Origin of the sequence: Comamonas sp. SY3, assembly GCF_041730275.1 — a bacterium.
Classification (GTDB): Bacteria; Pseudomonadota; Gammaproteobacteria; order Burkholderiales; family Burkholderiaceae_C; genus Comamonas; species Comamonas sediminis.
The window spans coordinates 66,446-80,950 of the sequence record NZ_JBGTYN010000021.1 but is presented as its reverse complement, the minus strand read 5'-3'; the positions used below and the strand labels follow the sequence as shown (position 1 = coordinate 80,950).

Genomic DNA, 14,505 nt, shown 5'->3' with positions numbered 1-14,505 from the left:
TCGTAGGGTTGGTTGGATTGGTCGGGTTTGTAGGATCCGTCGGGTTGGTCGGATTCGTGGGGTTAGTCGGGTTCGTTGGATTGGTGGGGTTGGTCGGATTCGTAGGGTTCGTTGGATTGGTCGGGTTCGTCGGATTCGTGGGGTTGGTTGGATTGGTAGGGCTGGTCGGATCCGTGGGATTGGTCGGGTTCGTTGGGTTGGTTGGACTGGTGGGGTCCGTGGGGTTGGTCGGATCCGTAGGATTGGTCGGGTTGGTGGGGTTCGTCGGATTGGTCGGATCCGTGGGGTTGGTCGGGTTGGTGGGGTTCGTTGGATTGGTGGGGTTGACGGGCGGCGTGCGGTCGTCGTCATCGTCCCCACTGTCCAATGCGGCCGCAATCAGCGCGCCACCGCCAATGCCGACGAGACCCGCCAGCAGAAAATCGCCCAACGTGGAGCCTCCTGCCTCGGCCGTTGCCTGGGTTACCACCAGGCCCAGCGCGTCGGTGTCATCGCCGGCAGGGGCCACATCGACTTTGCCGGAGGCCAGATCCAGCGCCATGGCACCGGCCCCGTCAGACCCTGCCTGGTAGCCCAACGTCGCCTCGGTGCCACCAGCAAAGGTACCGACCAGCTTCTGGCCACCAGCGCCGGTGAACTGGGCCTGCGCACTGCTATCGGCGGGGACGATGATCTTGTCACCCACCTGCAAGGCCGTGCCTGCCGGCGCTGCCATGGTCTGGCCGTCGCGAACGATCTGCACGCCAGCAGTTGCCTGGGACAGCGTGGCAGGCGTGCCTTTGGCCGATGCGGCCATCGCCGCTCCACTGCCGGTTTGGGACGCCATGCCGTGGGTTGCCAGTGCGGCAGCTGCGGTATTGGAAGGGAGGGCGGTAGAGGTGGTCATGTTCTCTGTCCTGTTGGAGATGGAATATCAAACGCAAGGGCTCCGACTCGCCTCGCGAGGCTTATCTGGGTGGAGCCTGTGCAACATGTGTGCCATAGATTTGTTTTTTATCTGGCGTCTTTTGGTTTTTCATAAGTGATTGAAAAATATGGGGTAATTTATTAATCAATGGAAAATCCGCTATTTAAAAACTATGATTCGCAAGGGTGGTTAAGCTATGTCCAATGTTGTTCCGTGGGGTGTTACGTAACGTTCCCGAGTTATGGCGGAGCAAATCTGTAAATATTTGATACTTTTGTTGACTCATAGTATTTGCATCATGGGGCGGGATAACCCATAAAAATTTACATAATGAATCAGGTGCCGCGCTCGCATACCATTTCCGCTGTCGTCTGCTTCTCGTCTGTTTTTCCAAATCGCTGATCCGGTGCCTGACGGGCCGGACATTCGGCTGCGTTTTCTGACCCATGACTTTGAAAAAGCCATTTATGCGCATTGCGTCTCGCCCTGTTTCTCGTTCGATCCGGTTATTGCAGACGCGGCTGCCCCGAGTGGCCGCCGCACTTTGGACAGGCGGCGCCGCCGCGTTGCTGGCGCTGCCGGTCCATGCGGCGCGAGAGGTGGATGCCGTCGCGCAGCTGCTCGAGCAGGGGCACACCGAGCAAGCCGCCCAGCAGGCCGACCAGTTTCTGCAACTGAACCCCGCCGATGCAGAGATGCGCTTTTTGCGCGGTGTGATCGCTACGGAGCAAAAGCAGCTGCCGCAGGCCATTCAGATCTTTTCGGCATTGGCCCGCGATTACCCGGCCATGCCCGAGCCCCATAACAATCTGGCGGTGCTCTATGCCGCTCAGGGGCAGGAGCGCAAAGCTGTCGATGCGCTGGACCAGGCCATCCGCGCCCAGCCCGGCTATGCCACTGCCTATGAAAACCTCGGTGATCTGTATGCACGCATGGCCAGCCAGTCCTACGCCAAGGCGCTGGAGCTGGACAGCGGCCGCCAGGGCATTGCTCCGAAGCAGGCGCTGATCGCCCAGATTGCGCCGGCAAAGGCGGGGTCTGTTGCGCCGGCCGCTGCGTTGCCAGTGGCTGCGGTGGCCGCGGACGCGCCCGTGTCTGCAGCCAAGGCCGCGCCAGCGCCAGACTTGACGCCTGTGCAGTCCGCAGCTTCGCTGGGCACCACCGAGCCTGCGCCGGCGCCGTCTACCGCCGGGCGCACCCCATCGGCGTCGCCCCGGCCCCTGGCCGGCGCGCAGGCGGCCCTATCTTCTGCCCGCCCCGATCCGGCGGGGGATGCGCCGCCTGCGCAAACCGCTACGCCGAAGGCCGATGCTTCCCCTGCCGCCGTCCAGGCGGCTGTACAGGCCTGGGCAAAGGCTTGGGCACAGCAGGACATGGACGCCTACCTGGCTGCCTACAGCCCGAGTTTCACACCCGCCGATGGCAGCAGCCTGGCGGCCTGGAAGCAGTCGCGCCGCCAACGCATTGGGGGCAAGCGCGAGATCAGCGTAGTGCTGAGTGATGTGCAAGTGGTGGTGGAGGGCGAGCGTGCCAGCGCGCGGTTTCTGCAGGCCTACGCCTCCGGGGCACTCAAGAGCAACACGCGCAAGACCTTGGTGCTGCAGCCGGAGCAGGGCCAATGGCGCATTGTGAGCGAGACCGTCGGGCGCTGAGCCAGCGCGACAGGAAAGGCGCCTGCCGGGGACGGACAGGCGCCTGGCTGGGGTGGGGCGCTCAACGTAGTCGTACGGGCTGCTGGCGCTGACCGCCGCACCCCGCGCGCCTTTCGCGCCCCCAGCGTTCAGTTGCGCGCAAGGTTGGAGAAATTCACCGCCGCGCTGATCGTGATCAGCAATTGGCTGGCCACGCGGCAGTCGGTCAACGGCGCGCGGCTGCCACCGCTGGCAGGGCGCTGGCGGCCGGCCAGTGGATGCCCCGCTTTGGGCCAGACCATGCGCTGGTAGCAGGTCTTGAACAGCGACTGCATGCCCGAGAAAAACTGGCTGCGCTGCGCCGGGCTGGAGAACGCGGGTTGGCCGTGCTGCAGCGAGCATTCCATCAACGCAGTCGCCACCCAGGGCTCGGGATGCAGCTTGCTGTGCTCCTGGTCTTGTGCCAGGGCGTGCATCTGTTGCCAGGCTGCATGCAGCCATTGGCAGTCCGTGGCGGATGCGGCCTCACTGCCGCCGGGTGCATCTCCAGCCTGCTGGCCGCTCAGTTGCAGGCTTTGCAAGGCCAACTGGGCCCAGGGTGCAGAGGCACCGGCGGCGTTGCCGGTCTTGCCATGCAACTGCTGTGACAGCAGGCCAATCAGGTCCCGCAGCGCTGCGGCACTGCCGGCGCCCGGGTAGAGATGGACATACTGCACCAGCACGATCAGCCCCATCGCCTTGAGCAGGTCGCTGCCGCATTCATGCAGGCTCCAGCGCTGCATTTGCGCGACCTGGTAGGCGATGGCGCGGTGCACAGTCATGGAGGACGCCGCTGTGGTTCCGCTTTGGCGCTGCGTCAGCAGCAGTGCGTAGGTGATGCCAAGGTGGTCGATCAAGGTGCTGGCCTCGGGCCAACTGCCGTCTTCGCTCTGGCTCAGGGCCAGCAGCTGCTGGGTAGCCTGGTAGATCGCCGGTGCCGCGTCGCCCCGGTTCTGCCGTGGTGCGGCTGGCGGGTAGTGGGGCAGGGTGCGCATTTCTCCCAGGGGGCAGAGGTGCAGGCCTTCCAGCACCAGATGCCAGCGGGCCTGGGTGTTGGGTGGCACCGCATCGCTCAACTGCTGCAGGCGCGAGAGCGCCCGCGTTGTCTGCTGGCTCAGCGCGGCGAGCATTTCGCCGCGGTACGTCGCATGGTCGGCCAGGCTCCAGGACTGGCGCAGGTCAGCCAGCGCATCCTGCGGCTCATCGCCCGCCAGCGGAAGCACCGCCGTCACCCAGTCGACACGCAGCTCCATGCTGGTGATGTTGAATGCCCAGGCCCACTGCCGGATCCGCGCTGCACCTTCGGCCCAGGCTTCATCAATGCTGGGCTGGTGGGTGCAGAAGCTGGTGATGGGCAGGTGCTGTGCGGTCACCGTGAAGAACATCAGGCAGCCATCGTAGGGCTTGGGCAGCTCGGCCGCCTGCTGGGCGACAAAGCGTGCAGCCAGTTGGAGCTGGTGGCTCAGTCCCGGGGCGCTGTGGACCTCCATGGACAGATGGCGTTCCTGGGCAGCATCGAACAAGGTATCGCAGACCTCCGGGCTGAGCAAGGGAGCGTTTTGGGTCATGGTGCAGGTCTCCGGTCCGGGTGAAGGGCTGGCTGGGTGGAAAAATGTCTGGCCTGCAAGGAACTGAGCAACTGCCGTGCCAGCGTGCCCATGCTTTCCGGAAGAATGTCTGCAATCCAAAAGACGTTGTTTTATTTCGATATTTTTATGCCGGGTAGTGCGGACCTGCTTGTGAGGGCCCACGCCGCTCTCGCTGTGTTCCCCGGTTGTTACGTAACGTTAGGCCGGTGTTCCAAGAGCGCCTGGCCCGCGCAGCCCCATGCTTGGCCGTTGCAGCGGTCTGTATAATCAGCCCGCTTTGAGCGCGCTCCCGGCGCCGCCTTTGCCGCCTTCAGGGGTGCGTAACCGGCAAGCAAGATTTCTGGCTGTTTTCTGCGGCTTTGGTCCACTGCAACGAGACAAATCCCCCATGCAAAGTGCTTCTCCAGCGCGCTCCTCCCTGCGATCTGTGGTGCCCGTCCTATGTCGCCAGCACTGGGCGGCGGTCTGTGTGGGTGTGCTGCTGGGGGGGACAGCGCTGCAGGGGCAGGCAGCGCCGCCATCGCCAGCGGTGGCAGAAGTGAGCCAGCTGCTGCAGCAGGGCAAGGCGGCCCAGGCCGCCAAAGAGGCCGACGCCTACCTGCGCAAGCAACCCGCCGATGTGGAGATGCGCTTTTTGCGTGGCGTGATTGCGGCCGAGCAAAAGCAGAATGCGCAGGCGATCAGGATCTTCCAGGAGCTGACCCGCGATTACCCCGGCATGCCCGAGCCTTACAACAACCTGGCTGTGCTGTATGCAGCCGATGGGCAGGACCGCAAGGCGGCGCAGGCGCTGGAGCAATCGATGCGCACCAATCCTAGCTACACGACGGCGCATCAGAACCTGGGCGACCTCTATGCGCGCATGGCCAGCGACGCCTATGCGAAGGCGCTGCAACTGGAAGGCGGGCCCAAGCAAACGGGGCCGCAACTGGCGTTGATCACGCAGATTGTTCCGGCGTCGCTTGCCAATGGCAAGAATGCCTTGGTGCAGGCGCGCGCCGATGCGCCGCCCAAACCGGTGGTCCCACCGCCTCCGCCGCCGGCGCTGGCCCCCGCGCCGGCCCCCGCACCCGCACCGGTGCCAGCACCGGCTCCCGTGGCCGCGCCCAAGCCGCCTGCGCCGGCTGTAGTGGCCCAAGCGGCTCCTGCGCCTGCTCCCGCTCCCGCCAAGGCGGCAGCGGCGCCCGCTCCAGCGCCGGCCCCTACGCCTGCTCCGGCGCCCGCGCCCAAGGCGGCTCCGGCACCTGCCGAGCCCGCCCACGCCGTGGCCGCCGCGCCAGCCGCCAAACCGGCAGCACCTGTGGTCGAGACCAAGCCCAAGCCAGCGCGCGATACCGCCAAGCTAGATGTGGAGCGCGCCGTCAACGCCTGGGCCTCCGCCTGGGAAAAGAAGGACATGGGCGGTTATCTGGCCGCCTACAGCGACCAGTTCAGCCCCGCCGGTGGCGGCAGTCTGGCGGCCTGGAAGGAAGAGCGGCGCCAACGCATCGTCGGCAAGCAGGCGATTGTGGTGAATGTGCGCAATCTGCAGGTCAGCGTCGACGGCGACCAGGCGACCGCCAAGTTCCGCCAGTACTATGCGGCCGGTTCCCTCAAGACGACCACCCGCAAGACCCTGGTGATGCGCCTGGAAAAAGGCCATTGGCGCATCATGCGCGAGACCACCGGCGGCTGATCGGGCAGCTATGATCGGCGCTGGTCCGCACGGAAGTCAGTAGAAGGAATCGCAGGCTATGCCTTTTTGCAAGCAGTTTTGGCGCTCGGGGATTGGCGCAGCCATGGTGGCCGCCGCAGGCGCGGCGCTGGCCGCAGGCACCCCGGCCACGCCGCGCGCTGCAGCACAGGCCGGCGCCGCTACTGCCAACATCCGCCAACCCGATGCCGAAGAGCGCCTGGTGCAGATCATTGCGCTGGTGCAGAACCAGCAGCTGGACCAGGCCCTCAAGGCGGCAGCCAGCTTGACGGCCGATGTGCCGCATTTTCAGGCGGCGCAGCTGGTGTATGCCGATCTGCTGCGTTTTCGCTCCGGCCAGCCCGGCGCGTTGACACCGGCTGCGGTGGCCGAGCGGGCTGCGATGCTGCCGGTCAAACATGTCCCGCTGCCGCAAGCCGGGGCAGCGCCGTTGCCCATCCCCGCCGCCAGCGTTCAGGGCGCGCAGAGTCTGGAGCAGCTCCAGGGCCTGCAGGACGAAATCCGCCGCCGCATGCTTGGCGCCCGGTCGCTGCCCGCTGCTGGCCAGGTGCCTGCGGAGTTTCTGTCGCTGTCGCCCTCGGTGCGGCAGGTCATTGCGATCGATGCGAGCCAGTCGCGCCTTTATTTGCTGCGCCACGACAAGGGCCAGTTGCAGCTGGTCGACAGCTTCTATGTCTCCGTTGGCAAGCTCGGCGTGGGCAAGCTCGAAGAGGGTGACCAGCGCACGCCTGAAGGCATTTACTTTATCGGCCGGCAGATCGCAGGACAGCGCCTGCCCGAGTTTTATGGCAAGGGCGCCCTCACGCTGAACTACCCCAATGACTGGGACAAGGCCATGGGCCGCTCGGGCAGCGGCATCTGGCTGCACGGCGCGCCGCCGGACCAGTTTGCGCGCGTGCCCCAGGCCAGCGATGGCTGCGTGGTGCTGGCCAACCCCGACTTGATCGCACTGATGCGCACGGTGGACAAGCTGACACCGGTGCTGATCCGCGATCAGCTCCAGTGGGTGGCGCCAAGCGATGCCTCCCAACGCCAGAATACGGAGGCCTTCCAAGCCGTGCTCCAGCAGTGGCACCAGGCCTGGATGCAGGACGGTCCCCAGGCCGCTTTGCAGCTGGCCTCGCCGCAATGGACAGCCTCGCCCGAAGGCCAGGCCTGGCAGAACCGCATGGCCGCGCTGTTCAAGGGCCGCAACGTGGAGCTGCAGGACATCTCCACCTACGGCTGGAAGGACGACAAGGGCGAGATCCGTGTCGCCAACTTGAAGCTCAAGAGCCGCGAACAGGCCCAGCCCTTGTCGCTGCGCCAGTACTGGCGCAAGGTGGGCAAGGACTGGCGCTTGTTCTCTGAAGACCTGCAAAACCAGAGCTGACCGTGGTCAGCCCATAGCGAAAGGCCCAAACCGAGGTTTGGGCCTTTGTGCTTTGTGCAGCGGCTTAGTGCTGCGAGTCCGGGTCATCCAGCAGCTGCTGGCGCAGCTTCTGGTCTTCGGTCATCTCAAACCACATGGCGTTGAGCACCGCAAAGGCGGCGGCCAGCGGCAGGCCGAGTATCCAGGAGAAATACCACATAGTCGAATCCTTTCTGTGTGCAGCGGCGTTCAGTAAGCGTGGCCGTTGCCGTCGTTGATGTCCTTGGCATTGACCTTGCCCCAGAGGACGGAGTAGACCCAGCTGGTATAGGCGAGGATCAGCGGCATGAAGATGAGCGTGCAGACCAGCATGATGAACAAGGTCATGTGGCTGGACGAGGAATCCCAGACCGTCAGGCTGAAGCGCGGATCCACGGACGAGGGCAGGATCATCGGGAACATCGAGGCGCCCACGGTCAGGATGATGCCGGCAATGCCCAGACCGCTGGTGATCATCGCCAGACCATCCTTGCGGGCGCGGATCAGCACGGCCGCCAGCAGGCAACCCAGTACGCCGAGAATGGGCGCAGCCATCGTCCAGGGGTGCTGCTGGTAGTTCTGCATCCAGGCGCCGGGGGCGTGGGCTGCGGTCTTGAACAGCGGGTTCGACGGGCCGGTGGTGTTCAGCACCGAGGTGATGCTGTAGCCGTCGACAAACTTCCACAGCACGATGCCTGCGAGCACGAACAGCACGGCGGTGACGACGGCCGAGATGCTGCCCACGGTGCGGGCCCGGGCGGCAATCGCACCTTCGGTCTTGATGCACAGCCAGGCGGCGCCATGCATCAGCAGCATGGTGACCGAGATCAGGCCAGCCAGGATCGCGAAGGGGTTGAGCAAGCCGAAGAAGCTGCCGTCGTAGTGGATATAGAGCTCAGGCGTCAGGCGGAAGGGTACGCCCTGCAGCACATTGCCCATGGCCACGCCGCAGATCAGCGCGGGGATGAAGCTGCCGGCAAACAGTGCCCAGTCCCAACGGCTGCGCCAGGCGGGAGACTCGTTCTTGCTGCGGTACTTGAAGGCGACCGGGCGCAGGATCAGACCGATCAGGATCACGAACATGGCCAGGTAAAAGCCCGAGAAGGACACCGCATACAGCTGCGGCCAGGCGGCAAAGATGGCGCCACCGCCGAGCACCAGCCAGACCTGGTTGCCTTCCCAGGTGGGGCCCACTGCGTTGATGATGACGCGGCGCTCCAGATCGTTCTTGCCCAGGAAGGGCAGCAGCATGCCGGTGCCCAGGTCAAAGCCGTCCATCACGGCAAAGCCGATCAGCAGCACGCCCAGCAGGACCCACCAGATGACACGCAGGGTGTCGTAGTTCAAAAGTGTATGCAAGATCATGGTGTTACTTTCCCGAATAGGTAGGTTGTGCCGTGGCGATCGAGGCATAGCTCAGCGGCTGCGGATCACGCTGCTCGGGCTCCAGCTCGGGGCCCTTCTGGATGGCCTTGAGCATCAGCTTCATCTCGATGATCAGCAGCACCGTGTACAGCGCCACAAAGCCCAAAATGGTGATCAGCAGGGTGGTCACGCCCAGGTTGGATGCGGCCACAGCGGTGGGCAGCACGCCTTCGATGATCCAGGGCTGGCGGCCGAACTCGGCCACAAACCAGCCGCACTCAATGGCGACCCAGGGCAGCGGGATCGACCAGACGGCCACCCACAGCAGCCAGCGGCGGTTTTCCAGCTGGTGGCGCGACGCGAGGTAGAAGAACACGGCGGTCAGCACGATGAAGAATATGCCCAGCGCGACCATGATGCGGAAGGTCCAGAACAGCGGAGCCACCTGCGGAACCGTGTCCCAGGCCGCCTTGGCGATCTGCGCGTCGCTGGCCTGGCGTGGGTCATCGACATAGCGCTTGAGCAGCAGCGCATAGCCCAGCGACTTGCCATTGGCCTCGAACTGCTCCTTGAGCTCGGGCGAGATCGTCGTCGTGGAGCCCGCTGCGCGGATCTTCTCCAGTGCGTCATAGGCCTTGATACCGTCGCGGATCAGCACCTCGGCATGCTTGACCAGGTCGTTGATGCCCTGCAGCTCGGTATCCAGCGAGCGGGTGCCGATCAGACCCATGGCCCATGGGATGTGGATGGCGTAATGGGTCTCGCGCGCTTCCTGGTCGGGGAAGCCGATGGCAGTGAAGGCGGCCGGTGCAGGCTCGGTCTCCCACATCGCTTCGATCGCGGCGAGCTTCATCTTCTGGTGTTCGCCCGACAGGTAGCCGGACTCGTCACCGAGCACCACCACCGACAGCGAACCGGCCAGACCAAAGGCGGCAGCCACGGTCATCGACCGCTTGGCCAACGCCACATGGCGGCCCTTGAGCAGGTACCAGGCCGACACGCCCAGCACAAAGATGGCCGCGCAGACATAACCGGCAGAGACGGTGTGCACAAACTTGGCCTGCGCCACCGGGTTGGTGAGCACGGCCGCGAAGTCATTGACTTCCATGCGCATGGTCTGCGGGTTGAAGACGGCACCCACGGGGTTCTGCATCCAGCCGTTGGCGATCAGAATCCACAGCGCCGACAGGTTGGTGCCCAGGGCGGTGAGCCAGGTGACGATCAAGTGCTTGACCGGCGAGAGCTTGTCCCAGCCGAAGAAGAACAGACCGACAAAGGTCGCCTCCAGGAAGAAGGCCATCAGCCCTTCGATGGCCAGCGGGGCGCCAAAGATATCGCCCACATAGTGGCTGTAGTAGCTCCAGTTCATGCCGAACTGGAACTCCATCACCAGGCCGGTGGCCACGCCGATGGCGAAGTTGATGCCAAAGAGCACACCCCAGAACTTGGTCATCTGGCGCCAGATGACGCGCCGCGTCATCACATAGACCGTCTCCATGATGGCGATCAGCATGGACAGCCCCAGGGTCAGGGGTACGAAGAGAAAGTGGTACAAGGCTGTGAGTGCAAACTGCAATCTTGATAGCCCGACGATGTCGAGATCCATGAACTGGTCCTTCCGTGTTGTAAGTGCTCGATCTGGTAGAAAAACTACGTGGGTTCCAAACTGACAAATCCGTGGCTTGCGCAGGCTGCGGGGCTAGCCAGGCCGCAATCGCTGCAGCAGTGCTTCAAACTCCGCCGTGCCCTTGCGCGCTTGCGCCAATCCTCCTTGCAAGGGGGCGATCCAAACAATGCGGTCGGCGTGGCGCGCCTCGCGCTGCAAATGGCTGGCCATCACGATGGCGCTGCGGCCGCCGGCTGCACGCTGGGCATGCCATTGCGCCAACGCGTCCATCACCTGGGTAGCGGTCTGGCGGTCCAGGCCTTCGGTGGGCTCGTCCAGCAAGCGCAAGGGTGCGGGGTGCAGCAGCAGGCGGGCGAGGGCCAGGCGGCGTGATTCGCCCCCCGACAGGCCTGCGCCCTGGCTGCCCAGCTGCGTGTTCAGTTGTTGGGGCAGTGCGCGGATGACGTCCGCCAGCCCTGCCGTTTGCAGCGCATCCCACAGCTGCGCATCGCTGGCATCAGCGCGGCCCAGGCGCAGGTTGGCGGCCACGCTGGCCTGGAACAGCTCTGTGCGCTGGGGCAGGCTGGCACAGGGCACGCGCAGCACCTGGCCGGCACTGGGCGCCAGGTCGCCCCCAATCAGCGCCATCAGGCTGGATTTACCGGCGCCGCTGGGCCCCGCCAGCACCAGCCATTCGCCATCGGCTACCTGCAGATCGACCTGCTGCAGCAAGGCGCTGGCGCTGCTCGGGTGCTGCAGGCGGACCGCTTGCATGTCCACGGCCAGGCCGGTAGCAGGTGCTTGGGCTTCGCCGGCGCGGGTGCCGGCAGCGTCATCGAGCAGCGGAGCAATGCGGCGCGCAGCGAGTAGGGTGCGGCCCGCTTCCATCGCGCCACGGCGGATATGGACGAGGGGCTCCAGCGTTGCCAGCAGCAGCAAGGTCGCCAGCGCGGCAATGGGCGCGCCAATTTCACCCTTCTGGGCCAGCCAGGCGGCGCAGAGCAAGGCGGCTGCGGTGGCCAGATGGCCCAGCATGGCCATCGCGATGGCGACCCCCGATTCCAGCCGGTTGAGACGGATGTCGGCCGCACATTGCTGGCGCTCCGCCGCAGCGATGCGCGCCATCTGGCGGGGCAGGGTGCCGGCCATCACCAGCTCAGTCTGCGCGCCCACGGCATCAATCACCTGGGCCCGCAGCTGTTCGCCGGCAAAGCTGCGGCGTAGCGCGGTCATAAAACCGTAGCGCACGCACCAGGCCACGCAGGCCAGGCCGCCGGCCAGCACCATGGCGCCCACGAGCAGGCCGCTTTGCCAGTTCAAAAAGACCGTCAACGCCAGCGCGGTGACGCAGGCACTGACCAGCAGCGCGACGGCCGGGGTCAGCAGACGCAGGTAGACAGCGTCGAGCGCATCGATGTCGGCGGTAAGGCGGTGCAGCAGGCGGGCGGGGCGCTGGCGCAGCGCCAATGCGGTATCAGCGGCGGCCAGGCGCGAGAACAGCTGCACCCGCAGGGCGGCCAGCACGCGCAAGGTGGCATCGTGGGTCACCACCCGCTCGCTGTAGCGCGCGCCGGTGCGCAGCATCGAGAAAAAGCGCACACCGGCGCCGGGTGCGAATACATCAAACACCACGGCCGTGGCGGCGGAAAGACCCGCCACATAGGCAGCCGTGAGGAACCAGCCCGACAGACCCAGCAGCGCCATGCCGGCGCACACGGTGATGGCAGCGAGCAGACTGCCCAGCAGCATGCGACGGCGGTAGGGCGATTGCGCAAACAGTTGAACAATGGGGCGCAGCGCGTTCCAGGCCATCATGCGATGCTCCTCGTGGCGGCGGGCAGGCCGGTGGCAATGGGTGGCTGGCTGCCATCGAGCGACAGCACCCGGTCCATGCAGGCGGCCAGCAGCGGATCATGGGTGGCCACGACCAGAGTCGCGCCGCGTGCAGCCAACGCCAGCAGGCCCTGGCGCACAAACTGCGCGGTCTCGGCATCCAGGTGGGCCGTCGGTTCATCGGCCAGCACCAGACGACAGCCAGGCGTGGCGGCAGCGCGTGCCAGGGTCAGGCGCAAGGCCTCGCCACCCGACAGGCCCAGGCCGCCATCGCCCACCACCGCATTGCCGCGCAAGGCCAGCACGGGGCCGAGCGCCGCGCGCTGCACCGCTTGCTGCAGCGCGGCGCCGTCGATATCGCGGCCCAGGCGAATGTTGTCCATCAGGCAGGCAGCCAGCACATGGGGCTTTTGCGCGACCCAGGCGATGCCGCTGCGCAGCCGGTCGGCATGGGCTGCATCCAAGGGGGCGCCATCGATGTGGATACTGCCGGCGCTGGGGGCAGCCAGGCCCGCGATCAGCGCCATCACGGTGGATTTGCCGCTGCCGCTTTCTCCCCACAGCGCAACGCGCTCACCCGCGGCAATCTCCGCGCTGAAGGCATCGACCACCAGCGGGCTCTGGGCGCTGTATTGAAAGCTGATGTCCTGCATCGTCAGCGCGGCAGCCGTTGTCTTGGGGGCGCTGGCGGCGCTGTCTGGTTGCCCATTGCCAGTACCCACCAGCTGCGGGCCAGGCTGCTGCAGCGCTTGCAGCGCGTCCAGCGCAGCGACACCGGCGGCCTTGTCATGCCATACCGCAGACAGCTCGCGCAGCGGCTCAAAAAACGCGGGGGCCAGCAGCAGCACGAACATGGCCTGGGCGAGACCCAAGGTACCGCCCCAGCTGCCAAACGGGATCTGGCCCAGCAAATGAAAGCCGACATAGACCGCCACCAGTGCCACGCCCAGCGCAGAGAACAGCTCCAGCACCGCAGAAGACAGGAACGCAATCTTGAGCACTGCCATGGTGTTGGCGCGCAGCTGCTCTGCCGCACTGGTCAGCTGTTGCGCCACCTGGGCCACGGCGCCCAGCCCGCGAATACTGGCGAGACCCTGCAGGCGATCGAGCAAGAACTGGTTCAGGTTGCCAACATCCTGCAAATGCTTCTTGCTGGCCGCCTCGGCCCGCCAGCCCACCAGCGCCATAAAGATCGGAATCAACGGCGCTGCCACCAGCAGCACCAGCCCCGCCACCCAGGACAGGCTGAAGACACAGACCAGGATGACCAGCGGCACCACCATGACCTTGGTGCGCGCCGTGGTGTAACGGGCAAAGTAGGGCGTGATGTGGTCAGCCTGCTCGTTGAGCACACTGGCCGCCAGCCCGGCCGATGGGCGGTGCGGGTGCAAGGGCGAATGCAGCGCCAATGCCTGCAGCGCCTGCAGCCGCAGCTGCTGCGTGTGGGCGCGCGCCGCTGCAAACGCCCGGCGCAAGCCATAGCCATCGACCAAGGCCCGCAGCAAACCCAGCGCCACGAACACGGCGCAAGCCTTGGCCAATGCCGACCAGTCCGCTTGCTGGTGAATTGCCTCAATCCCCCAGGCAATCACCGCCGCTTGCGGCAACCACAGCAAGGCCGCGAGCACCTGCCACCACGCTCCCTGCGCAGAGGGGCGCATTGCCACAGCAGGGCTGCTGGTGGAGGGGGTAGCGCGGGTGGATGGCATGGATGAGTTTTCAGTTTTCAGGAATTCTTGAAAGTATTGTATATCCAAGATACTCATTAATTCAATTTATCGAATACCTGATAGGAACTACGTTGATCGAAGGCGCTGGACTTGACGGCCCGTGCTCAGGCGTCAGTTGCTGTGAAATTAGGAGCATTCAACGCCCTGAAAACATAGTGAATGCAGAAATTGCCGTAAACCCCAGAGCCTTCAGTTCTGGCTGCTGCCTGGCGTTTTGAGCCCGCTTTGCCAAACGCTTGAGCCGATTGTGTTGCCTAGAGTGTGAACAGAGCTTGCTGTAAGTCAAGAACAGTGCGGGTTCTCCCTAGGGGTTGGGATGGGAGAGATGGGACGTTGTTTGGGGGCGACTGGAATCGTCGCTAGCTGGCAAAACTAGGGAAAACGGTCTGGGTGCGCGCATGGCGAAGGCTGCTCGTTCAGGATTGAGTGACGAACGCTCCAGATGGCAGTGACCGTTGCTTTTGGAAACCAAGTGGGAGAGGTATCCCAAGCTTTGAAGGTTGCTAGTTCTAGAAAAGCAGAAGGTTTGTATGGCAGAGCAAGTTGAAGCCAAGTAGCTCAATAACGTGCATCTAGCCGACGTACCACGCGCAATTTCAAGGTTCTCTCACCGCAAGATTGGATAGAGATGGGTGCTCGTCTTCTTAGCGGATCTCCGAAGCTGCCCAAAATCTTGCAATTTTTTGTGAAGCAGATTGTTTGGATAGAAATATTTAGCAGAG

Annotated in this window: 9 protein-coding genes and 1 pseudogene; 3 read left to right on the top strand and 7 right to left on the bottom strand. The window is 64.7% G+C overall.

What is annotated here, in order from left to right:
- A pseudogene (locus ACCQ08_RS20900) lies at positions 1-886 on the bottom strand (hypothetical protein); the annotation flags it as partial.
- A 551-nt stretch (positions 887-1,437) separates the two neighbouring features.
- On the opposite strand from ACCQ08_RS20900, the gene ACCQ08_RS20895 reads away from it, so the two are divergent.
- Positions 1,438-2,559, top strand: coding sequence for a tetratricopeptide repeat protein (locus ACCQ08_RS20895; RefSeq protein WP_373450884.1), 1,122 nt, complete (start codon positions 1,438-1,440; stop codon positions 2,557-2,559).
- A 128-nt stretch (positions 2,560-2,687) separates the two neighbouring features.
- On the opposite strand, the gene ACCQ08_RS20890 is transcribed toward ACCQ08_RS20895, so the two are convergent.
- Complete coding sequence (locus tag ACCQ08_RS20890) at positions 2,688-4,145, bottom strand: hypothetical protein (protein WP_373450883.1); 1,458 nt, start codon at positions 4,143-4,145, stop codon at positions 2,688-2,690.
- Between the two features lie 451 nt (positions 4,146-4,596).
- Here ACCQ08_RS20890 and ACCQ08_RS20885 point away from each other — a divergent pair, with 451 nt between their 5' ends.
- Together ACCQ08_RS20885 and ACCQ08_RS20880 are read left to right on the top strand one after the other, a co-directional pair.
- Positions 4,597-5,841 (top strand): tetratricopeptide repeat protein, encoded by a 1,245-nt coding sequence (locus tag ACCQ08_RS20885; RefSeq protein ID WP_373450882.1) that lies wholly within the window; start codon positions 4,597-4,599, stop codon positions 5,839-5,841.
- Positions 5,842-5,899: 58 nt separating this feature from the next.
- On the top strand, positions 5,900-7,231 hold the full coding sequence (locus ACCQ08_RS20880) for a murein L,D-transpeptidase family protein (RefSeq protein WP_373450881.1): 1,332 nt from the start codon (positions 5,900-5,902) through the stop codon (positions 7,229-7,231).
- 64 nt (positions 7,232-7,295) lie between these two features.
- On the opposite strand, the gene cydX is transcribed toward ACCQ08_RS20880, so the two are convergent.
- From cydX to cydD, 5 genes are all read right to left on the bottom strand, one after another.
- Positions 7,296-7,430, bottom strand: a complete 135-nt coding sequence (gene cydX / locus ACCQ08_RS20875) for a cytochrome bd-I oxidase subunit CydX (RefSeq protein ID WP_021025677.1) — start codon at positions 7,428-7,430, stop codon at positions 7,296-7,298.
- A 29-nt stretch (positions 7,431-7,459) separates the two neighbouring features.
- Complete coding sequence (gene cydB / locus ACCQ08_RS20870; RefSeq protein WP_312462754.1) at positions 7,460-8,614, bottom strand: cytochrome d ubiquinol oxidase subunit II; 1,155 nt, start codon at positions 8,612-8,614, stop codon at positions 7,460-7,462.
- A 4-nt stretch (positions 8,615-8,618) separates the two neighbouring features.
- Positions 8,619-10,220 (bottom strand): cytochrome ubiquinol oxidase subunit I, encoded by a 1,602-nt coding sequence (locus tag ACCQ08_RS20865; protein ID WP_373450880.1) that lies wholly within the window; start codon positions 10,218-10,220, stop codon positions 8,619-8,621.
- 93 nt (positions 10,221-10,313) lie between these two features.
- Entirely contained in the window at positions 10,314-12,035 is a 1,722-nt protein-coding gene (locus tag ACCQ08_RS20860) for an amino acid ABC transporter ATP-binding/permease protein (RefSeq protein WP_373450879.1), read from the bottom strand.
- Complete coding sequence (gene cydD / locus ACCQ08_RS20855; protein ID WP_373450878.1) at positions 12,032-13,762, bottom strand: thiol reductant ABC exporter subunit CydD; 1,731 nt, start codon at positions 13,760-13,762, stop codon at positions 12,032-12,034. The genes ACCQ08_RS20860 and cydD overlap by 4 nt, the downstream gene beginning before the upstream one ends.
- Between the last annotated feature and the right edge of the window lie 743 nt (positions 13,763-14,505).

Excerpts from the sequence above, each read along its gene's own strand:
- ACCQ08_RS20865 (WP_373450880.1), bottom strand. The coding sequence starts at position 10,220 with ATGGATCTCGACATCGTCGGGCTATCAAGATTGCAGTTTGCACTCACA.
- ACCQ08_RS20880 (WP_373450881.1), top strand. The coding sequence starts at position 5,900 with ATGCCTTTTTGCAAGCAGTTTTGGCGCTCGGGGATTGGCGCAGCCATG.
- ACCQ08_RS20890 (WP_373450883.1), bottom strand. The coding sequence starts at position 4,145 with ATGACCCAAAACGCTCCCTTGCTCAGCCCGGAGGTCTGCGATACCTTG.
- cydX (WP_021025677.1), bottom strand. The coding sequence starts at position 7,430 with ATGTGGTATTTCTCCTGGATACTCGGCCTGCCGCTGGCCGCCGCCTTT.
- cydB (WP_312462754.1), bottom strand. The coding sequence starts at position 8,614 with ATGATCTTGCATACACTTTTGAACTACGACACCCTGCGTGTCATCTGG.
- cydD (WP_373450878.1), bottom strand. The coding sequence starts at position 13,762 with ATGCCATCCACCCGCGCTACCCCCTCCACCAGCAGCCCTGCTGTGGCA.
- ACCQ08_RS20860 (WP_373450879.1), bottom strand. The coding sequence starts at position 12,035 with ATGATGGCCTGGAACGCGCTGCGCCCCATTGTTCAACTGTTTGCGCAA.